Below are 20252 nucleotides of genomic sequence, written 5' to 3' on the forward strand. Positions count from 1 at the left end.
CCAATTTCTTTTCTTTATTTAAGTTTGCTTTTTTTTGCGTAACCGAATACCTGTGATATGATAACCGGACAGATCCTTTGCGACGTGTTCATCTTCATCCTCTTCTTCCGTTAGGGTGTTGGATGTTTTAGTCGTGGACTTTTTCTTGCGAATACGCTGTACAATGACATCACTAATGGCAATCAGAGAGACAAGCAGTAAGCTTATATAGAATCCTGGTCTGCTGAGTGTATGAAAAAGCGTCCCTGTTATCGCAGTGGCGATTAGCACTAATCCGATCCATCGCTTGACGTTATCGAACTTTCCTGATTTCAGCAGTCTGCCGGAGGATAGCAAAATAATTGACCAGTTATACAGAAGCATCAGACCTGCTGCAGTCGTAATGTATTCATATACTTTTCCTGGGAGTAATAGAGACATAATAATGGTACCAATTAAGCCACAACCAATGAGGGAGAGGGCACATAACGGATACTTCTTCTTCCATTTTCGAGAGAATAACTGCGGAGCGTCTCTCTCCTGTGCCAGGGTAATGATCATTGAGGTTACGGCGTAGAGAGAAGCCGTCATCGTCGAAAATCCAGCCACAATCAGTACACCATTGAACAAATGTGGAACAAACGCCAAATGATCACTACTGAGGGCCAGCACAAATGGACTCTCTTTGGGATTGAATGCCTTCAACGGAACCATGACCAACGCCAGTCCAATGGATACCACATATACTGTTGATAGCGCAATGAGCATGACTTTCCCGGCCTTCGGGGCATCCTCCGGTTTTTGAAGCCGGTAGGACATAATTCCAAGCACTTCAATCCCTCCATAGGCATAGAACGCAAAAAGAAATGCAGACCACAGGCCGATTCCACCCTTTGGAAAAATAGCGTTCATGTCCATTGGTACTTTATGCTCGTACTTCGTTCCCCCGATCCACCCTGCCAGAAGTGCGATAGCAATAACCAAAAACATGATGATTGCTGCGATTTTAATAATGGCCAGCACATTCTCAACCCGGTCAAATCCTTTGTTACCAAAGAACACAATGCACAGCCCTAAAATACCGAATCCCGCAGCAAAGATCCATAGTGGAATCGATGGGAACCAAAAGCGAGAAAAGATGGACAAAGCCGTTAACTGACTTCCCATAATCAGTAGCTCGGAGAACCAGTACATCCAACCGCTGGCAAACCCAGCCCAACTTCCAAACGCTTTCTTCGCATAGGAACGAAAGGACCCCTGTTCCGGGTGATCGGAAGTCATTCTCGCCAAAGCATCAAAAACTACATATGTACCTAAAGCAGCAAAGACATAGGCTAGCAATACCGCCGGTCCTCCAATAGAGATGGCCAGGCTGGAACCCAGGAAATATCCGGTGCCAATCGTGCCCGCCACACCCAGCAGACTTAATTGCCACCATTTCAGTTTCTTTTCTTCTGTTGAACTTGTTGATGCTTTGCTCATGTTGTCATTCCTCTTCTGTATCATTTTAGGCCTCTTTAGGTAGCCTTCCCAATTCAGAGTTAAACATGTTCATCCATTTGGCCTGACTTGAAGATGCAGCTTGTAGAGCATAGCAGATTTCATGGAAATTGGATGTTTGAATATTTATATTGAGCTCATTGCATACTACAACAGATATGAATCAATTCTCACAGACCCAACAAATTACTCAACTTGCGCAACAGCTCACGCAACAGACACAACAGGCTTCAATGCAATATCAACAACTTCTGAGACAAGAACAGAGCAACGCTCAACAACTCGAACAGTTAGCACAACGGGAGCAACAAGCTGCGCATATCATCCAAACTGCTCTGCAAGGACACCAGACAGCCATACAGCAACTGCAACAAATCTCCAATCTTGCTCAACAAATTGTCAATACCTCTACACAGCAAGTTTCCTACTTAGAACAGCCATATAACAACAACCCCAATATTTCTACGGGCCAATCATTCGGAACTTATTCGAATCAGCATCGTCCCCAATAGCTGCATGAAAACACTGAAAAAGGAACCCTTTTATATTAAAAAGGGTTCCTTTTTTTGTTTTAACTTTGTTGTTATATGAAAAGACTTAAGCCTTAACAGAAACCGATTAGCATGTTTGATCGCTTCATCCAGTGGTGCACCGTCCACCCCTGCATTGCCTGCACCTTCTGCCCCGGCCCCCGTCAATAATCGCTCAACTAACAATCTTTGGTTAGCTCACCAATTCCTTATCGCGCTGGTGTTCATTCATTTTTTGAAGGAACTCATGTGGACTGTCACCATTTTGCCCTTGGGTTATATCCTATAGGTAAAGGAGGACTGCTCATGTCGTTGTTGTTTTCATCTTCTGATATGGAGAATGAAGAAGTTCATCTTGAGGTCTGGAAGAGAGATGCATATCGTTTGTTTTCCGCCAAAATGAGTAATCGAGAAGCCCGATTCCCCTGCATACCGGCTACAAAAGCCTTTGCTCTGGGTCACCTCCGATATGGTTTTGTTGCTTCCCCTGGAAGCGAATCCGCCGGCCGTACATTATCGAATATCATCAAGGAATATGGCCAATCTTCGCGTTCCTTTGGTCAATATTCATCATTGGTTGTCTTTTTCGAAAAGGAGCAGGAGATACTCGATGTCAGACGATATGAAGAACTATTCTGGGGTTTACTAAGTCAGATGAGAAGTTTGGACGACAAATCTTGGCCAGAAGGTATTCCTGAAGATCCGGAGCAACCCATGTGGGAATTCTGTTTCAGTGACGAACGTTATTTCGTCTATTGCGGTACGCCTGCCCATACTTCACGTCAGAGTCGATATTTCCCTTACTTCATGTTGGCGATGACACCACGTTGGGTGCTCGACATATGGAATGCACAACCTCAAAAAGCAGCAGCCATCGCACCAAAAATTCGTGAACGATTAGCCGCGTACGACACCGTCCCTGCCCATCCTGAACTCAAACAATATGGAGCTCAGGGAAATCTGGAGTATAAACAGTATTTTTTGCGAGATGATGATACCTCTCTCTCTCCTTGTCCGTTTCTGCGTTCACTTCCGCTGGATAAAATTAAGGATTAGTACGAAGCCGCATTCTAAAAGGGCTCTCCTCCGAATAAGCTGTATACCATCAGTTTATGGGAGGAGCTCACTCAACTTGAAGGTCGGGGTAAACCTGGGATTTGGTTTTGTTTACCTCATTCAACCTGAGATCGGTAAATCCTTGCTTTGGTGTACAAGCCGTGACTTATAGTGGACAACCCCCTAGATTATGCAGAATCTCATCTCCAATGAAAGGGAAATGACTATGGAAATCTATATAAAATTCATACTAATCGGTCTTGCCATCGCTATGCCTGTCGGAGCGATCACCGTTGAAATGACCAAACAGGGATTGAGAAACGGATTCCGTCATGGTTGGGCTGTCGGTCTTGGTGGAATGACCATAGATACGAGTTTAATTCTTGCAATGTATTTCGGGTTTGCCTCCCTGTTATCGCTTCCTTATATCCAGATTCCATTATGGCTTGCAGGTGCTGGTTTTTTGGCTTATTTGGGTTATGATTCGATTCGAAATGCAGACCTGAATATAACGACAACAGATGATAAAATCAAAAAATCATTTTGGAGAACATACCGGAATGGGTTATTGGTTGCCATCTCCCCGGGGAATCTAATCTTCTGGATATCCGTATTCGGAGTTGTGTTGTCTGATTCATATCATTCAGCAGGCAAATTGAGTTTTGTCATTGCGGCATTGGGTGTATTGTGCGGCATTCTCATACATGATCTGGGCCTGCTCACCATCGTTTCTGTTACACGAAAAATGATGAGTCAGAAAATGATCCAGCTTGTCTCTGCACTCGCAGGAGTACTTTTAATCGGATTCTCCTTCTATTTTTTGTACAAATTTGTTCTCTCCCTATGGCAATACTTTCAGTAGTTTTAGACGATCTGCATCGCAGATGCTCCCCCATTATATCCATTGTAAAATCTCTATGGCTGTTCCTTTCATACAGGGAGTAGCCGTTTCACTTTTTTGGTGAAAAAATAGGTTGACTTGCAACCGTATAAGGAATAGTTCGTTTTAACATGGAGGGTGCAGAGAAGAAGATATGAGAAGGGATGATCTAAGGAGATAAATCGGTTTTCTATTGTGAATTTTTCATATGTTGAAATAATATAATAAAGAGGATTGAAGGCTGCTTTTCTCAAATTCGTTGAAAATAGTGACTTACATAGGTTTTGCGAACCTGGATAGAGTACTGGATACAGTACAATAATCACTTTTTCAATCACTTTTTCATGATTCATATAGGAAGGATTCGACTGAATTTAAAAAATATTTGCTATTTTGAATTTTTCATATATTGAAAATATAAGGTTGTTAGCAATATAAAAACCGCCATATGGCGGCTTTCGGCAAATGGTCCCTATTTATCCATTCTCATTGGATCAGGTGCGGCCCGTCCAATCAGCTCCGGCAATTTTTTTCCAGCGCGTTCTGATCTCATCATATATATTCTGAGGAAGTGGTCCGCGAGCTACGAGATCAGCATTCTGCTGCCAGCGATTCGGTTTCGCTGTCCCTACAATTGCGGTGTCCACACCTTCAGTGCTTAGTGTAAAACGTAGTGCTGTTTCTACCATTGTCTGGGCATCTTCACTCAGAAAACCGTAATTCAATTCACTTAAGCGCTTCCAATAAACATAAGGGTATGCTTCTTCCGGAAGCGTATCATACGTCCACGCCGCATTGGCAATCGGCCTCTTGGCGATTACACCCATGTTTCTCTTTCGCGCCTCAGGTAGCGTAAGTTCGATTGCTTCCTGATCAGCAATGTTTAATGAGGTCTCCAGACTATCGAAGAGCCCGGTCTGAATCGCATATAGGGCATCTGTTGTATCCCCGCTGTATCCAATAAATCTCGTTTTACCGGCTTGTTTGGCCCGCTGGAGCACGTCGATAACCGCTCCTTGCCGCAGTACTTCCTCTGAGCAACTATGCAAATGAATGACATCCACATAGTCAGCTTTCAACCGTTTAAGACTTCGATCAATCGTTTGCTCCAGAACTTTGGCATCCCAATCGGGGCCCTCTATCCCAGCGGCGTGTCCACATTTGGTAAATAAATAATAGTCATCTCGGCGATGCGACAACACCTCACCGATCAATTCTTCGCTGTCCCCGTAGCACTCAGCGGTGTCAATCACATTTAATCCTGCATCCAGCGCACTGTTCAGTAGTTTCTCCACTTCGGTTTTGGATACATTTTTGCCAATTTCTGCTCCGCCAAACCCGAGTGTACTTACTATCATGTCCGTGTTCCCGTAATTACGTAGTTCCATTGGGTTCATTCCTCCGAGCTTCGTAAATTTAGGTACAGAATTGTGAATAATGAAAGGATGTATAATAAAACTGATCCGCCTTCCGTATTTATTACCCTATACTTGGACAATACACCCATTTTTCCAATGTGATTATGTAAAACTTCGAAGGATTTCTTGTAGCAGTGTCTACACTCGTCAATAAGTCAATCAGGTTACGAAAAACTGACTCGGGTTGCCCAGTTCAGGATGGAACTTTTCCCGAAAACGGCCTCCGGTGTAATCCCCAATGATTTTACGCCAGAATGCCTGTGCAATCACATTATTCCGAACCTGGGTCACTTTCCATCTCCCCGGAAAACGTCGGAACAATTCATAAGCGGCCCAAGTCCCCACCCCGCTACGTCGATATTTCTGCATGACAAAAAACTCGGTTAAATAATAGTCATTATCCTTGCTGCCTGGTTCACAACGTTCGACCAATGCAAACCCAGCCGGTGACCCGTCACTCGTAATGAGAAAAGGAAACTTGGTGTCTTCTTCCGTCCAAAATGCGTCAAGTCCAGGGTATTCCGGAAAAATCCCATTGTTGTCTACATCAATATTAAGATACTTCGTAAAATCATATAGATAAAATTGCATCAAATGACGAATCACCTGACTTCGTTCCCGAGGAACCAGCTCTATTTTCATACTCATCCGGTTCAACTCCTCTGCTCTACTTATAATTCATACTTTAATGCCTTAAGCCCGCAAGGGCAAGGAAACCTCGATCTTCATTACAGGGTTCTGTGAACAGCTGTGACGATATAAATATGGTACACTGAGTTATAGCATATCTTAGAACATATATTACCATGGAGGTGCAGAACTTGACCAATGTGCAAAAAGAGATCGACCGACGCAAGCTGGATGATAAACTTCCTTCCATGCCCTGGTTCGTTCAGCAATTCATTGATTATAAATTACCCGATTTATCACCGTCTACCTTGCTTGAGTACATAAGGGATTATGAAGCCTTTTTTGGCTGGATGCGAGCAGAAGGTTTGTCCCAGGCTGGTTCCAATAAAGAGGTTGCACTGACTGAACTGGAAGTGCTTCGAATGGAATCAGTGACTTCATACCGTTTATTTTTGGCCACCAAACGTGAAGGAGCGAACTCCAGAATCACGGTCTCCCGCAAGCTTTCATCCCTGCGTTCACTGTTTCATTATTTAAGTCAGATTGCTGAAGATGAAGATTTCTATCCTCTGCTAAAACGAAACATCATGGCAAAAATTGAAATTAAACGTACCCATAAGCCAAAAGATACAGCAGCGAAATTAAAAGGAAAGCTCTTGGAAGATGAAGAACTGCTGGAATTTATCGGGTATATCCTTGAAGGATACGCTGTGGATATGGAGAAAAACAAGCAGGCACTATATTCGCATGAGTTAAACAAAGAAAGAGATGCATGTATTGCAAGCCTCATTCTGAATTCGGGTTTGCGTGTATCGGAAGTTGTGAACCTGAACGTGGATGATCTCGATTTGAACAACAAGCTGTTATACGTATATCGCAAAGGTAATAATGATGAGACCTTTAAAACACCCGTTTATTTCAGAGAGCAAGCCAAGGACGAGCTCGCAACCTATATCAATCTGCGTCAATCACGTTACCGTACACCCAAGCGGGAAAAAGGGTTGTTCATCGCTCTTCGCAACGGGGATTCCGAAGGAAGCCGGATGACCAAACGAGCGATACAGGCGATGATTATGAAGTACGCCAAACGATTTGGCAAACCGTATCTAACCGTGCATAAACTGCGTCACTCCTTTGCAACCGACTATTATCTGCAGAATGATATTTATAAAACCAAAGAGCAACTCGGACACGCATCTACAGAAACAACCGAGATTTACGCTCATCTTACTGACAAAACAATGTCGGAAGCTATTGAACGCCGTACGGATGATGGCATGTAGCCTTTTTCCAGTACAGAATCTCAAGGTATCAAAAAGAAATACGACATAGCGATCCGTTCAAGAAGATTTTCTGGTAAGGATCGCTATTTGTCTATTCGTAATTTTCATATCATGAAAGCAACCAATCGTATATTTTTAATTGACACAATGAATTTGTTTACATAATATTTATTACGTAAAAATCAAGAATTCTCCTCCATGTTACCCTCTAACGATACCAACCACTTCGCTATCTGTTCAGTCTCATCAACAGAATGCCATACAAGATCTCCCTCTGCCTGCACTAACTTATCTTTTTCAACCGGCAACCATGAGATAATACCAATCACCCCATGCAATGTCTCAATCAAAGCAATGTCTTTCTCTTCACGTACTAGAAGCAACTTGGGAAAAGTCGCTTGTTTGTACCCTTCAATGAGAATCCAGTCGTAGTCCGATAGGTATCTCAACATATCATCCAACCTAGTCGGTTGCTGCTCCATAATTGCCGTACGATTCTCCGACATTATGACCACAGCAGCAGCCCCTGCCTGCGTAAAGCCATAAGAATCCGTTCCTGCATGATCTATCTCAAAATGGTCATGTCCATCATGTTTAATTACTGCTACTTTTCGTCCAATAGATGTCAGAAACCGGGTTAGAGCAGCCGTTAACGTGCTCTTACCCGTGTTTTTGTATCCGACGATCTGAACAATGTATGGTGCTGTACTGCGTATCATATTCATGTATGACCTACCTTACTTGTCCTGTGGGAAGTCTGAGAATGCGTACCTGTTCACCCGCAGGAATGCCTTTCTTCTCTGGTGGAACAACAATCAGACAATCACTATCCTTTATAGTAATCATGACACTGGATTCGTCTATACGGGCAGCAGCAGGTTTGGCATACACCATCCCATTGCGTATCTCGATCCGTCCACGTACAAATCGAGTGAAATTATTCACCTTCGTATATGCTTCATCCATAATGGCCGTCCATTCTTCCAGATATGGATGTGCATCGGCCTGCATTGAGCGAATCGCTGGCCGAACAAACAATCCAAATCCGACAAAGCACGCCCCGGGATTGCCTGAAAGGGCAAAGAGTAACTTATCACGGATTACAGCAGCTGTTGTCACACTGCCAGGACGCATGGTTACCTTATTGAACAGCATATCCATATTCCCTTCCCGAACCAGATCACCCATAATATCATAATCCCCAACCGATACCCCGCCAGTTGTAACCACCATATCGTTATGTTCGACCGCTTCTGCCAGCTTCACACGTGCCGTGTCCACATCATCCGCAATTGAACCATACATAACCGGCTCCCCTCCTGCTTCAACGACCAGAGAGCGCAGCATATAACTGTTGCTGTTTCGAATTCGCCCCGGTTGTAACGGTTCATCCACGTCCAGCAATTCAGTACCTGTTGCAAAAATTGCAACCTTAGGACGTTTATATACATTCACTTGAGCGAAACCGAATGTTGCCAGCACGGACTGCTCGCCTGCCTGAATGATGGTTCCTGCTTCAAGTAGCAATTGTCCTTCTTGGACTTCCAGTCCAATGGGTGTAATGTTGACACCCGTTTCAATACGTCGCTTCAGTGCAATCCAATGTTCGCCATGCTCTTCTTTGCTTTCCGTCATTTCCATCATGACAACCGCGTCTGCACCTTCCGGTACCTGAGCACCTGTCATGATCCGGGCCGCTGTACCGGATGTAATCGTAAGATCTGATGTGTACCCGCATGGAATTTCATCAATAATACGCAACCATATTTGCTGGTCCGTTGATGCTTCAACTGTATCTGAGCTTAGAATAGCGAAGCCATCCATTCCGGAGCGGCGAAAGAACGGATAAGGATGAGGGGCATGGATCGTCTCCGCAAGTGTTCGGCCATGCGCGGTTTCCAGAGTTACTTTTTCTGTCGGAGCTGAAGTGACATGAGCTGCAATTTTTGCTTGAGCATCCGGGACCTGAATAGCCTTACGGACAAATTTGGCAGTCGTCATATCAACCGAATGTGAGTTCATTTTCAATGGTATTTGATCCTCCCCAGGACATTTTAATCGTTTTAGAAAGTGTAGCTCGAAAGCAAGCTTGTGACAAGTGCTGCCCATCCTGTCTACAACCAGCGACAACTATTCCTCGCGTGCGTAAATCCCAACATGTCCGTAAATCGTAAAACAAAAAGAACAGCGTCCAAGGTAATTTTCAGTGGCTGAACTTCTCCACCTACCCTTTTCACTGTTCTTTTGCCAATCACAATAGCATTATCAGAACCTTGCTTATGATCACCTGTTATCTGCGCCTCATGATCCGGCCGCCACCAACCCTTGTTTTGGGTTTTTTATACGAACTCTTCGGTGAATCAAATAATCCTCCCAGGCCACCACTGCTCTTATTACGATCAATTGTGCCTCTGCTTTGTTCCTTTTTCCGACTGAATAGTCCCCCACCCGAGCCTACACTCGTATCCTTATCGCTGCCACGTCGGGTAATCGACCCTTTTCGATCAACGGTAATCGGTGGTGCCACCTTTTTATCACTGCTCGTTGGTGTTCGATAAGAACCTTCACTCGGTTTGTACGTGTCCTTGTTTGTATAGCCTCGATACTTTCCGTATCCCCTACCTCCAAATGAATCAAACAAATTACCAATTAGCGTTGCAGTTAAGTAACCTTGCAAAAAGGACGAATCATAATTTTGCCGTACATACTCTTTGGAATCGACCTCAACCAAAGTATCTTCCGCTTTTTTCGGGTCTTGCTGTAAATGATAGTACTGGTCCTGATACACCAGGAACATCCGCTCTGTATTTTCCGCCGAAATCTGATCCGGTTTACGCTGTTCAGACAATTCCTGAGCTACCTCCGGAACCGTTCGATCGGCAGCCCGGTACACATAGGACGTTGTGTTACCACTGCCACTGACCGATTCAAGCGGATATGTGTCCTGAACGGAAGGTGCTCCGCACGCGGACAACAGGGACATCACAAGGCTGAGAACCAGCATTAATTTTAATCCGTGTGCCAAGCGCTTTTTCATTGGAACCTCTCCTAGCTCGAACGAATCACTTTGATATCCGCAGGAAGAATGGACTCTCCCTCATACAGTGTAAATCTTCTGTCTTGCCACTCCACACGCAGAAGTTTGTTATCATCCGACTGATATTGCCATACGAGCTGCTCTCCAGCCTGACCATAGGGTGTCCTTCCTGCAGTGGTTACCATTCCTCCGTATTCTTCCTCCAGGTGATACGCACGCCCATCCAGGTCCAGCAAGGTAGGCACCTCATCAGGTGCATCAAGCCGACCATCGATCGGTGTATAGAGAGCATAACGTGTCATTTCTCGTTCTTCAATATGCAAGTGCCGAATTGCTGTACCATCCTGCAATGTAAGGACAGCCGCATTCCGTGCGCGATGATGCACACGTCCAACAACTTCATAAGTTACCAGTGAAACCTCGCAGATATCACCAGGTGTCAATTGGAGCATCGTTTTTTCTGCCCGGGGAGGTTCCGGTTTCGCTAATATCCCTTTAATCCGTTTCCACACACTCATGCCTATTACTCCTGTTCTTTATCTTATAAACAAGCTGCAATAATTAATGCGCCCACGATATGAAGTGCACCTGAGAATAAACCGTAACCTGTCTTTCCCTGCTGAATTCCCGTATCCAGATCCAGATTAGCCCACGTCCGAATCATGAAATGAACCACACTCTCCAGAATTAACAAAATGATAAACGAAACGACAGATACCAGTAACGCTTCTCCAAGATGACCCGCTGTCGATATGGAGGTAGCGAGCACATAACCTTGAGCAAAAAGCTTCATGACCATGCGTGTCGTAACGGCCATGTTGCCCGCTTTCACTTCGGCAAAATCCTTATATTTTGTGAACAACGAATCTACATACATCAAGACAAACAGCAAAACCGAACCCGATAACGTCCAGACCAGCATTGCCAAAATGTTCAAATCCATCTACATAGCCCCCACATCTCAACATGAACCGCAATTAAAAGCGAAGGAGAAACGCTGGTCTCTCCTCCGCTGGTGCCCCTGCTTATACAAGGTTTAGTTCTTATTTTCGTACTGCTTCATCAATGCAGCCAGTTCATCCTCAACAGCCTGATCTTTGCCTAGCTTCTCAAATTCATCATCCAGTGATTTTCCTTTGGATGACATTTCATTGCTGGCTTCTGCCTGAGCTTCCATCTGCATCATTTTTTCTTCCATACGCTTCATACCCGCGCTAGCTGTGTCAGAACCAAATCCGTTCATTGCCTTGTTGATTTCGGTTTGAGCTTTTGCTGCATTGTAACGCGCAACCAATGTCTCACGTTTGTTTTTCATCTGACTCAACTGTTTGCGCATTTCGTCGAGCTTGCCGCGAAGATTATCAGCAGACGCTTTGTTCTGGTCGTAGCTTGTTTTGTATTCGGCCATTTTTTCTTCAGCGACTTTCTTCTCTTCCAGCGCACGACGTGCGAGATCCATATTCTGGGCACGGGCAGCGGTGTGAGCCTGCTCTTCACGTTTTTTCACAAGAGCTTCCTGTTCTTCGAACAGTTGTTTAAATTTCTTCTCAATGGCAATCTGTGCGGCTACAGCTTTCTCTGCATCTTCCAGATCTTCCTGCATGTCACGGATATATTGATCCGTCATTTTAATCGGATCTTCTGCCTTGTCAATAATGGAATTAATGTTAGACATCGTTAAATCGCGCAATCGTTTGAAAATAGACATTATGGTATTCCTCCTAGTCGATATTACATCCTTGTATATAGTCATACATACGTGGCAACCTTCTACTCGTTTCAATTTTAACAAAAAAAATCATAAAAGACGATTTTGGCTCCAATGAAACTATTGAATCAGCTGATCGAATTGAATCAACTCTTCATCAAGCAGCCTCTCTGCAGTCTGCACAATCTCATCAATCTGCATCCGCGTAATTGCATCAAAATGAATTCCCATTATAACGGTCACAGATACTTTCAAATGCATGGCCGCTTTACGTGCAAGCCTCTCACACAATTCTTGTTCTTTATGCCCTGGAATATGCACCGTAGCGCCGCTCACCCGTTCTCCATCCGGATAAAATGTCGCTACCGCTCCAATATGTGATTTTCCTCCAGTCACCAGAAATACTTTGTCTTCTCCAGCCTCAATCACCTGTATACGAACGGATTTCAAGTCGTATGTGCTCATCTTGCTCCACCTATCCTTTTCTATCTGAAATATGAATGGTGAAAGTATGGATCGAATTCCATCAATCAGCAATGAAACATCTCACACATCACGAATAAATGACTGCATTCCCGGGCATACCAAAGAGAACGCAATTTGGGAAAAGGAGGCACTAACATGCGTCTACGCCTCATTATGTTATCCATCATGGTCATTCTTCTGGGAGGGAGCTTTGCCCCTGCTCAATTAAGGGCTGCCTCAAGCCCACAAGATAAACCTGTTTCCAAGTCGGATTCATCCGAGGAGGAACAATTGACACTTGGACAGCTTAGGCAGAAATATGCCGATACATTCAAAACGAATGGTCCATCAACAAAACAGGTGGCTTTGACTTTTGATGATGTACCTGATCCTAGGTTCACCCCGCTGGTACTTGATATTTTGAAAAAATACAAGGTACGGGCTACTTTTTTCATTGTGGGAAGTCGCGCGGAGAAACATCCGGATTTGGTGAAACGCATAGTGAAAGAAGGACATATTGTGGGTAATCACAGCTACAATCACCCGGAATTCAGCAAGCTGTCCATGAATGCATTTCGCAAACAAATCTTACATACCGGAGACATTATTCGCAATTTGGCGGGTTACACTCCCAAGATGATCCGACCACCTTATGGAGACATTAACGAACAACAGCTGCAATGGGCAGCCAAACAACATTACAGCATTGTGAACTGGAACGTTGATTCCCTGGACTGGAAGGGCCTAAGCAAAGACAAAGTAAAGAAAAACATTCTGTCGGCCGTTAAACCCGGTTCCATTGTTTTGCAGCATGCAGGTGGCGGGGTGGGTTCGAATCTAAACGGCACTATCGAGGCGCTGCCTGAAGTTATTGAGGAATTGCGTAATCGGGGGTACGAGCTGGTCACTTTGGACGAAATGCTGGGCCTGCCAAAGGGCAAGTAGGATCTGTTTGTGAGGAGTTCGTATAAAACAAAAGGGTGTCCTTCAATCACATTACCGTGACAGAAGGACACCCTATGCTAATTAGTAAGTTCAAAGTACAGTTGCACTGGATATGTGCAGCTAGTTTGTGTTGTTATTTTAAAATGTAAAGTTCAACATCCTGAATACCAAATGTACTCACAGACTGTTGGCTTCCCGGAATAAAGATATCAATCCTATGACCTTTAATAGCACTCCCCACATCCCGGGCCGTAGCAACAAATGCCTGTTTCGGAAGTCCTGGATGTGTATGACCCGTTACGAGGACCTTCGTACCCAGTGGAATAATACTCGGGTCTACTGCGATTGTGCCCAATTCGAGCGGATTACCGAAGTAATCTACAGCACCCCATCCTCCATTTTCTGAAGGGTCGGCAGAGTATGCGGTTGCTTTTACATCGACTGACTTGCTGTAGTCAAATGTTTTTCCCCAGGCTTGGACTACCTTGTTACCTGCGTTGACATCAAGGCTGGCTGTAGTTATTGTTTTTGCGTTTGTAGCCGCTGCTGCAGATACTGCGTTTGTTTTGCCTGGAATCGTAATTTCCAAACCGCCGTAGATGTTGTAAGCGGAAATGTCACTGTTAGCTTTAATGAGTGTGTTTAACCCAACTCCATATTGCTTGGATAAGGTGTAGAAGGTATCCCCCTCTTTGGCCACATGAACTGAATCAGCGTGAGCCGGAACCGCCTGAATTAGCATTGCTGCTGTCAGCAAAGCTGTTGCTGTTTTGGCTATACGTTTCTTGTTAATCATGGTCTTCCTCCCTCATTGTGCCTGCGAAGTTAGTTGTCGGATTCGGATGGAGGAGACCACCCTATAGGTCCTAATTACATCAAAAGCTATATGTACGCCCTAATTCACCCCAAGCAGCGTGCCATCTTTCTTCCCCTGCACATTCTGCATCATTACATCCCCCACACTTCCTGTCCGGAAGTTTCGGCAGGAACAAATATATCACAATTTTGTAACCATGAGTCGTAGTAAATGTTACCAAATGGAGAAACAGTTCATCACAAATGCTGAAAATATGCGAATCTTTCAACATACAGTCTGACTGAAGTTGTTCCTTTGATGACAGAAACGTTACTTTCTATGTAAATTCATTCTTATGTTCACATGACAAAACAGCCTTGACGACTGTGTGTCGACAAGGCTGTTTTGTCAAGTTTGAATTAAATTAGAGCACTTTGGCAAGGAAGTCCCGTGTACGGGCATGCTTGGGTTCACCAAACACTTCAGCAGGGGTTCCTTCTTCTACAATGACCCCGCCATCCATAAACAGGATACGATCTCCTACTTCGCGAGCAAAGCCCATCTCATGCGTTACAATAACCATTGTCATACCACCTTCAGCAAGACGCTTCATGACATCCAGCACCTCACCGACCATTTCAGGATCAAGTGCAGAAGTTGGCTCGTCAAACAGCATGACATGCGGCTGCATTGCAAGAGCTCTTGCAATAGCGATCCGTTGTTTCTGACCACCGGAAAGCTGATTCGGATAAGCGTCTTTTTTGTCGGACAGGCCGACCGTCTTGAGCAACTCTGCCGAGATTTGTTCAGCTTCCTTAACGGATTGCTTTTTCACTTTGATGGGAGCGATTGTAATGTTCTGCTGCACCGTTTTGTGCGGAAACAGGTTGAAGTGCTGGAACACCATGCCCATTTTTTCACGAGTCGCGTTGATGTTGTGTTTGGGATCTGTGATTGACACACCTTCAAAATTAATTTCGCCGGAAGTCGGCTGCTCCAGCAGGTTCAGGCAGCGTAAAAATGTACTTTTTCCCGATCCGGACGGACCGATGACCACGACAACCTCACCTTTGCCTATTGTTACGTTAATGCCCTTGAGCACATCGTTATTTCCATATGATTTGTGTAATTGTCTAACGTCTATCACTTGCACTCAACTTCCTTTCCAATCGACCCAGCAGCTTGGACAAAATGAACGTCAGCACAAAGTATATGGCTGCTGCAATCAGGAATGGGTTCATTCCTTGGTACGTAATATTTTTGACTACACTTGCCTGGTACATAATGTCGACCATACCAATAACCGAAATAATGGAGGACTCTTTAATAATGGTCACAAACTCATTACCGATTGCCGGTAGTACTGCTTTGAAAGCCTGTGGGAGCACGATGTAACGCATTGCAGCAGTTCTCCCCATTCCGAGCGAACGAGCCGCTTCCAGTTGACCACGATCTACCCCCTGGATACCTGCACGGAAAATCTCCGCAAGATAAGCTCCACTATTAATGGAAAGTGTAATGATACCTGCCTGAAGTGGCGTGAAATTAATACCCAGAGTCAGTGCAAGACCGTAATAGATAATCATCAGTTGAACCAGCATTGGCGTACCGCGAATGACCTCAACGTAAGCTGTACCGATCCAGCGCAAAATCGCAACGTCATGCAAACGGAACAGACAGATGATCAAACCGATAATAACCCCGAATATCACACCGAGTGCAGACAGTAGAAGGGTGTAGCCCACACCTGTCGCATAAAAGCTTTTGTACTGCCAGAACACTTCAAAAATGTTCTGATTTTTGTCCAGCTTGTCTGCATTCAACTGACTCGCTTCTTTAACCATTTGCTCAATTTTATTTTCGCTTTTCAGACGTTCGAGCGTCCCGTTCACAGCGTTCAGCAATTCCGTATTACCCTTGCGAATCCCGATCGCCGCTTCTACCTGCTCTTCATCCGGAATAGCAGGAGCTAGTCCGATAATATCATCCAGATAACCAGCAGCTACCGTATCTTCGACGATCGCCGCATTCACACGATTGGTCTGCAATTGCAGCACGATATCGGATATTTTATCGAGTGCTGTCAGTTTTGCGCCTGGGATTCCCTGACCAATCGTTTCCTGAATGGAGCCTTTTTGGACTCCAATTTTTTCATTTTCCAGTTCAGCCATCGTAGGATATTTGTCTTTATCCTTATTACGTATCATGATAACTTGTTTTGATTTATAATAGGTATCGGAAAAGTCGATACTTTTCTTGCGCTCATCTGTCGGTGTCATTCCCGAGATGACCATATCCACACGACCACTCTGCAATGCAGGCAGCAGTCCGTCAAAACCCATATCCTCGATCACAAGTTCTGCTCCAAGATCGGCCGCAATTTCTTTGGCAATGGAAATATCAAAGCCCACAATTTGGTCTTTACCATCAATGACTTTATGGAATTCATATGGTGCAAAATCGGCACTTGTACCGAGCACCAGCTTTTTACTGCTTGAATTGCCTGTGGTTCCCGTTGCCGATGCAACAGGTGCAACTGTTGTTAGCAAAACCACAAAAGCCAGCAGCATCATAGTGTAACGACTAATCAATTTCAACCCTGTTCTCCCCTTATAATACTTTGTGTGCTTCTCTTGTTGATGCCTGAGTCATTATAAAGTAGAATGCATGATTATGCAATGCATTTCGACATGAACGATTACAGCTTGTTTCTGAAAAATAACTGCAACTATGATATAATTATTGAATTATTTTCATTTTTGCTAAGGAGTCCATCATGACACATACTAAAACACAAATTTTAACGGTTATTGATCAATATGCTTCCCGTTTTAAGGAGATTTCATCATACATTGGTGCCCATCCTGAACTCGGGAATGAAGAATATCTCGCTTCTGCTCGGTTAAAGGAAGAACTTGCCTATCACGGATTCACAGTAGAAGCTCCTGTTCTTGGATTGGATACTGCCTTCATCGGTACGTATTCTGCCTCCAAGCCAGGTCCAACCATTGCCCTCCTGTGTGAGTACGATGCACTACCTGAAATCGGTCACGCCTGCGGTCATCATCTGATCTGCATGATGAGCCTGGGAGCTGCCGTTGGTCTTAAATCTATACTGGATGAAACAGGCGGAACATTGAAAGTGTTCGGTACACCGGCGGAAGAAACACGGGGTGCCAAGGTGCCAATGGCTGAAGCAGGTTTATTCGATGATTGTGATATCGCACTGATGGCTCACCCATACTATGCGTATGAGAAATCAGGCAGTTCTCTGGCGATTGACGCGGTACAATTTGAGTTTCATGGAAAATCTTCACATGCTGCTGCAAGTCCACACGAAGGGATCAATGCACTGGATGCGGTAATCCAGACGTTCAATGGAATTAATGCGTTCCGCCAACACGTGAAAAGTACGGTTCGTATTCATGGTGTTATCAATAGCGGAGGACAGGCAGCCAACATCATTCCGGACTACGCATCGGCCCAATTCTATGTCCGTGCCTCGACGAGAAAAGAATTGAATATCCTCACCGAGCGTGTGATTCAGATTGCGAAAGGCTCTGCTCTGCAAACGGGGTGCCGACTGGTTACATCCAATTATGAGACTTCTTATGATGAGATGGTTACCAATGAATCGTTATCGTCTACCTTTAGTGCAAACTTGCTTGAACTGGGCATTCCTCAAGAGGAGATTGTGAGCGGTAACGATCACGGCTCCATGGATATTGGTAACGTTTCTCTGCGTTGTCCTGCCATCCACCCTTATATTCGCGTTGTGGACGAAGTCCATACCCTTCACTCGATCGAGTTCCGTGATTTGGCGCTGCAGGAACGGGCTTTGGATGGTATGATCTTCGGAGCCAAAGCACTTGCTGCAACAGCGTATGATGTCTTGACCCAGCCTGAACTGCTGCAAACGATTCGAACAGAATTCGATGGTGTAAATCGCTAAATTTGTCGCAAACTGGCGTGCATTCTTCAAGGGGTGTTCTCTCAGACCTGCAATTCAGGGCTGATGGAGCACTCCTTTTGTTCATTTTGATACGTATATTCAGAAACAAGCTGGAGATCCTGTGAAAAGAAAACATTGAAAGTCACTGAAAATTTCACATTTATTGCAGTAATCATGGTTCATTTGCTGTATAACTTGGTTATTTATAGCTATAACTTTATCTTGAGTTCAGGAGGTGCTGTCATGCTGCTCGAAGCAATGTATCACGTTCCCCGCGACAAATGGGCTTATGCATATAACCCGTCTACCATTCACCTGCGTGTACGAACCAAGAGAAATGACGTTGAATATGTGACTGCACTGACCGGTGATAAGTACGATTGGGATGGAACTTACAAAGAGATTCAACTGGAGAAGGCTGCTTCAGACAGCATGTTTGACTACTGGGAGGCTGCTGTCAATCCCAAATTCAAGCGCCTGACCTACATCTTCCGCATAACCGCCGGAACAGAAAGTATTTTTTTGGCCGATAATGGAATTCATTATGATGCCCCTTATCCGACCGGAGGATATTATGAATTTTCCTACATACATGAAATTGATGTATTCAAGGTCCCCGAGTGGGCAAAAGAAGCCGTGTTCTATCAAATCATGACGGAAAGGTTTGCCAATGGAAATCCGGACCTGAACCCGGAAGGAACTCAGGAATGGGGCGGCCGACCTGAACTGGATAACTACTTTGGTGGAGACCTGCAAGGTGTTCTCAATCACCTGGATGATCTGACTAAACTCGGTGTTAATGCCATTTACTTTACCCCTCTGTTCCAAGCCAACTCCTACCATAAATACGATACCATTGATTATAAAAAAGTAGACCCTCAATTTGGGGACAATGAAATGCTCAAAAAAGTGGCAGAACAATGCCATCGCCGCGGAATCCGGGTCATGCTTGACGCGGTTTTTAACCATTGCAGCGAAGACTTCCCCCCGTTTCAGGATGTACTGAAGAATGGTAAGGAATCCAAATATGCAGACTGGTTTCATATCAATGAATACCCTGTCCAGATCAAGAATGGAATCCCTACTTACGATACCTTTGGGTTTTATGGAAATATGCCCAAGTTTAATACTGCCAATTCTGAAGTTAAAGCGTATTTGCTTGACGTCGCTGAATACTGGATCAAGGAAATCAAACTCGACGGCTGGCGACTGGATGTTGCCAATGAAGTGGATAACCATTTCTGGCGGGACTTCCGCAAAGTGGTCAAAACCGCCAATCCGGAAGCCTATATTGTAGGTGAAGTCTGGAGTGATTCCTTGACCTGGCTCATGGGGGATCAATTTGATTCCGTGATGAACTACCCTTTTGCTGACAAAGTGCTTGAGTTTTTCTGTGGTTCTATGGATGGTTATAACTTTGCCAACGAGATGGGCTCACTCATTATGCGGTACCCGCAACAGACAAACGAAGTTATTTTCAATATGCTGTGCAGCCATGATACCCCTCGCCTGCTCACTCGGTCCGGAGAAGACAAACGCAGGTTAAAGTTGTCCGTTGTATTTCTTTTCACCTATATCGGTACGCCGTGTATATTCTATGGGGATGAGGTCGGCATAAGTGGGGAGGCAGATCCGGATTGCCGCAAATGTATGCAATGGGACCCTGCCAAGCAAGATCGGGAGCTTTATGATTTCTACCGCCTGATGATTGATTTGCGTAAAAGTAATGAGGCATTACGGAAAGGTCGTTTCCGTTTCCTCAAAGCAGATCACAACGATCCCTGTATCGTGTATGAACGCGTGGACGACACGCTTCACTTTACTATATGGATGAACAATACCCCGCAAGACCGTACACTGTCTCACCCGATGGAAACGAGAGACTGGAGAGATGCTTTGACTGAAGAACCTGTGGCTCCAACGGATGGTATGATGAATATCAAACTTGATCCATACGGATATCGTATTTTGTACAGACAACTGGAAACGATCTAACTCATGCCAAAAACGTATGGAGTATTTGATGAATGATTCAATTCATCGGATGCTCCATACGTTTTTTAGGAGTTTAAC

General features: G+C 44.6%; 20 protein-coding genes, 1 pseudogene and 1 riboswitch. Of the genes and pseudogenes, 7 read left to right on the forward strand and 14 right to left on the reverse strand.

Annotation, left to right across the window (positions count from 1 at the left end; genetic code table 11):
- Positions 1–18 precede the first annotated feature (18 nt).
- Positions 19–1461 (reverse strand): amino acid permease, encoded by a 1443-nt coding sequence (locus ACFTRD_RS15890; RefSeq protein WP_379381717.1) that lies wholly within the window; start codon positions 1459–1461, stop codon positions 19–21.
- Positions 1462–1637: 176 nt separating this feature from the next.
- Here ACFTRD_RS15890 and ACFTRD_RS15895 point away from each other — a divergent pair, with 176 nt between their 5' ends.
- Positions 1638–1991 carry an AMP-dependent synthetase and ligase gene (locus tag ACFTRD_RS15895; protein ID WP_379383075.1) on the forward strand — a complete coding sequence of 118 codons (354 nt, stop codon included), beginning with the start codon at positions 1638–1640 and terminating at the stop codon, positions 1989–1991.
- Positions 1992–2096: 105 nt separating this feature from the next.
- Here ACFTRD_RS15895 and ACFTRD_RS15900 read toward each other — a convergent pair.
- Positions 2097–2189: pseudogene (locus ACFTRD_RS15900) on the reverse strand (manganese catalase family protein); the annotation flags it as partial.
- 126 nt (positions 2190–2315) lie between these two features.
- Between ACFTRD_RS15900 and ACFTRD_RS15905 the strand changes: the two are divergent.
- Positions 2316–3065, forward strand: coding sequence for a YqcI/YcgG family protein (locus ACFTRD_RS15905; protein ID WP_379381719.1), 750 nt, complete (start codon positions 2316–2318; stop codon positions 3063–3065).
- 226 nt (positions 3066–3291) lie between these two features.
- A complete protein-coding gene (locus tag ACFTRD_RS15910) occupies positions 3292–3927 on the forward strand; it encodes a LysE family translocator (protein ID WP_379381721.1) in 636 nt (211 codons plus the stop codon).
- A gap of 512 nt (positions 3928–4439) precedes the next feature.
- Here the strand turns inward: ACFTRD_RS15910 and ACFTRD_RS15915 are convergent.
- Complete coding sequence (locus ACFTRD_RS15915) at positions 4440–5333, reverse strand: aldo/keto reductase (protein ID WP_379381723.1); 894 nt, start codon at positions 5331–5333, stop codon at positions 4440–4442.
- 189 nt (positions 5334–5522) lie between these two features.
- The gene (locus ACFTRD_RS15920) at positions 5523–6011 is read right to left on the reverse strand and encodes a GNAT family N-acetyltransferase (protein ID WP_379381725.1); all 489 of its coding nucleotides are present in this window, start codon (positions 6009–6011) and stop codon (positions 5523–5525) included.
- A 158-nt stretch (positions 6012–6169) separates the two neighbouring features.
- Between ACFTRD_RS15920 and xerS the strand changes: the two genes are divergently transcribed.
- The gene (gene xerS, locus ACFTRD_RS15925) at positions 6170–7276 is read left to right on the forward strand and encodes a tyrosine recombinase XerS (RefSeq protein ID WP_379381727.1); all 1107 of its coding nucleotides are present in this window, start codon (positions 6170–6172) and stop codon (positions 7274–7276) included.
- A gap of 182 nt (positions 7277–7458) precedes the next feature.
- Here the strand turns inward: xerS and mobB are convergent, their stop codons facing one another.
- The 7 genes from mobB to lpdD form a co-directional block, all read right to left on the reverse strand.
- A complete protein-coding gene (gene mobB, locus ACFTRD_RS15930; protein ID WP_379381729.1) occupies positions 7459–8001 on the reverse strand; it encodes a molybdopterin-guanine dinucleotide biosynthesis protein B in 543 nt (180 codons plus the stop codon).
- Between the two features lie 7 nt (positions 8002–8008).
- Positions 8009–9298, reverse strand: coding sequence for a molybdopterin molybdotransferase MoeA (locus ACFTRD_RS15935; RefSeq protein WP_379383077.1), 1290 nt, complete (start codon positions 9296–9298; stop codon positions 8009–8011).
- A gap of 268 nt (positions 9299–9566) precedes the next feature.
- Positions 9567–10313: a DUF4247 domain-containing protein gene (locus ACFTRD_RS15940; protein ID WP_379381731.1), complete on the reverse strand. Its 747-nt coding sequence runs from the start codon at positions 10311–10313 to the stop codon at positions 9567–9569.
- Positions 10314–10324: 11 nt separating this feature from the next.
- Positions 10325–10831, reverse strand: coding sequence for a DUF4178 domain-containing protein (locus tag ACFTRD_RS15945; RefSeq protein ID WP_192267829.1), 507 nt, complete (start codon positions 10829–10831; stop codon positions 10325–10327).
- 23 nt (positions 10832–10854) lie between these two features.
- Positions 10855–11256 carry a DUF350 domain-containing protein gene (locus ACFTRD_RS15950; protein ID WP_192267831.1) on the reverse strand — a complete coding sequence of 134 codons (402 nt, stop codon included), beginning with the start codon at positions 11254–11256 and terminating at the stop codon, positions 10855–10857.
- Positions 11257–11349: 93 nt separating this feature from the next.
- Positions 11350–12021, reverse strand: a complete 672-nt coding sequence (locus ACFTRD_RS15955) for a PspA/IM30 family protein (RefSeq protein ID WP_379381734.1) — start codon at positions 12019–12021, stop codon at positions 11350–11352.
- Between the two features lie 120 nt (positions 12022–12141).
- Positions 12142–12486: a prenylated flavin chaperone LpdD gene (gene lpdD / locus ACFTRD_RS15960; protein ID WP_379381736.1), complete on the reverse strand. Its 345-nt coding sequence runs from the start codon at positions 12484–12486 to the stop codon at positions 12142–12144.
- Positions 12487–12642: 156 nt separating this feature from the next.
- On the opposite strand from lpdD, the gene ACFTRD_RS15965 reads away from it, so the two are divergent.
- Positions 12643–13431, forward strand: a complete 789-nt coding sequence (locus tag ACFTRD_RS15965; protein ID WP_379381738.1) for a polysaccharide deacetylase family protein — start codon at positions 12643–12645, stop codon at positions 13429–13431.
- A gap of 133 nt (positions 13432–13564) precedes the next feature.
- Here ACFTRD_RS15965 and ACFTRD_RS15970 read toward each other — a convergent pair whose 3' ends face one another.
- The 3 genes from ACFTRD_RS15970 to ACFTRD_RS15980 form a co-directional block, all read right to left on the reverse strand.
- Positions 13565–14227 (reverse strand): 3D domain-containing protein, encoded by a 663-nt coding sequence (locus tag ACFTRD_RS15970; RefSeq protein WP_379381740.1) that lies wholly within the window; start codon positions 14225–14227, stop codon positions 13565–13567.
- A 2-nt stretch (positions 14228–14229) separates the two neighbouring features.
- A riboswitch (cyclic di-AMP (ydaO/yuaA leader) is annotated at positions 14230–14426 on the reverse strand.
- A gap of 225 nt (positions 14427–14651) precedes the next feature.
- Positions 14652–15374 (reverse strand): amino acid ABC transporter ATP-binding protein, encoded by a 723-nt coding sequence (locus ACFTRD_RS15975; protein ID WP_379381742.1) that lies wholly within the window; start codon positions 15372–15374, stop codon positions 14652–14654.
- Positions 15361–16824 carry an ABC transporter substrate-binding protein/permease gene (locus tag ACFTRD_RS15980; RefSeq protein WP_192267842.1) on the reverse strand — a complete coding sequence of 488 codons (1464 nt, stop codon included), beginning with the start codon at positions 16822–16824 and terminating at the stop codon, positions 15361–15363. Before ACFTRD_RS15980 ends, ACFTRD_RS15975 begins: the two co-directional genes overlap by 14 nt.
- Before the next feature lie 179 nt (positions 16825–17003).
- Here ACFTRD_RS15980 and ACFTRD_RS15985 point away from each other — a divergent pair, with 179 nt between their 5' ends.
- Positions 17004–18179: a M20 family metallopeptidase gene (locus ACFTRD_RS15985; RefSeq protein WP_379381744.1), complete on the forward strand. Its 1176-nt coding sequence runs from the start codon at positions 17004–17006 to the stop codon at positions 18177–18179.
- 243 nt (positions 18180–18422) lie between these two features.
- The gene (locus tag ACFTRD_RS15990) at positions 18423–20174 is read left to right on the forward strand and encodes an alpha-glycosidase (RefSeq protein WP_379381746.1); all 1752 of its coding nucleotides are present in this window, start codon (positions 18423–18425) and stop codon (positions 20172–20174) included.
- Positions 20175–20252: the final 78 nt, after the last annotated feature.

Origin of the sequence: Paenibacillus sp. NPDC056933 (assembly GCF_042674385.1) — a bacterium.
Taxonomy (GTDB): Bacteria; Bacillota; Bacilli; order Paenibacillales; family Paenibacillaceae; genus Paenibacillus.

Coding starts and splice junctions, on each gene's coding strand:
- ACFTRD_RS15955 (WP_379381734.1), bottom strand. CDS start 12,021: ATGTCTATTTTCAAACGATTGCGCGATTTAACGATGTCTAACATTAAT.
- xerS (WP_379381727.1), top strand. CDS start 6,170: ATGGAGGTGCAGAACTTGACCAATGTGCAAAAAGAGATCGACCGACGC.
- lpdD (WP_379381736.1), bottom strand. CDS start 12,486: ATGAGCACATACGACTTGAAATCCGTTCGTATACAGGTGATTGAGGCT.
- mobB (WP_379381729.1), bottom strand. CDS start 8,001: ATGAATATGATACGCAGTACAGCACCATACATTGTTCAGATCGTCGGA.
- ACFTRD_RS15950 (WP_192267831.1), bottom strand. CDS start 11,256: ATGGATTTGAACATTTTGGCAATGCTGGTCTGGACGTTATCGGGTTCG.
- ACFTRD_RS15940 (WP_379381731.1), bottom strand. CDS start 10,313: ATGAAAAAGCGCTTGGCACACGGATTAAAATTAATGCTGGTTCTCAGC.
- ACFTRD_RS15895 (WP_379383075.1), top strand. CDS start 1,638: ATGAATCAATTCTCACAGACCCAACAAATTACTCAACTTGCGCAACAG.
- ACFTRD_RS15945 (WP_192267829.1), bottom strand. CDS start 10,831: ATGAGTGTGTGGAAACGGATTAAAGGGATATTAGCGAAACCGGAACCT.
- ACFTRD_RS15935 (WP_379383077.1), bottom strand. CDS start 9,298: ATGAACTCACATTCGGTTGATATGACGACTGCCAAATTTGTCCGTAAG.
- ACFTRD_RS15965 (WP_379381738.1), top strand. CDS start 12,643: ATGCGTCTACGCCTCATTATGTTATCCATCATGGTCATTCTTCTGGGA.
- ACFTRD_RS15985 (WP_379381744.1), top strand. CDS start 17,004: ATGACACATACTAAAACACAAATTTTAACGGTTATTGATCAATATGCT.
- ACFTRD_RS15920 (WP_379381725.1), bottom strand. CDS start 6,011: ATGAGTATGAAAATAGAGCTGGTTCCTCGGGAACGAAGTCAGGTGATT.
- ACFTRD_RS15970 (WP_379381740.1), bottom strand. CDS start 14,227: ATGATTAACAAGAAACGTATAGCCAAAACAGCAACAGCTTTGCTGACA.
- ACFTRD_RS15990 (WP_379381746.1), top strand. CDS start 18,423: ATGCTGCTCGAAGCAATGTATCACGTTCCCCGCGACAAATGGGCTTAT.
- ACFTRD_RS15905 (WP_379381719.1), top strand. CDS start 2,316: ATGTCGTTGTTGTTTTCATCTTCTGATATGGAGAATGAAGAAGTTCAT.
- ACFTRD_RS15915 (WP_379381723.1), bottom strand. CDS start 5,333: ATGGAACTACGTAATTACGGGAACACGGACATGATAGTAAGTACACTC.
- ACFTRD_RS15910 (WP_379381721.1), top strand. CDS start 3,292: ATGGAAATCTATATAAAATTCATACTAATCGGTCTTGCCATCGCTATG.
- ACFTRD_RS15890 (WP_379381717.1), bottom strand. CDS start 1,461: ATGAGCAAAGCATCAACAAGTTCAACAGAAGAAAAGAAACTGAAATGG.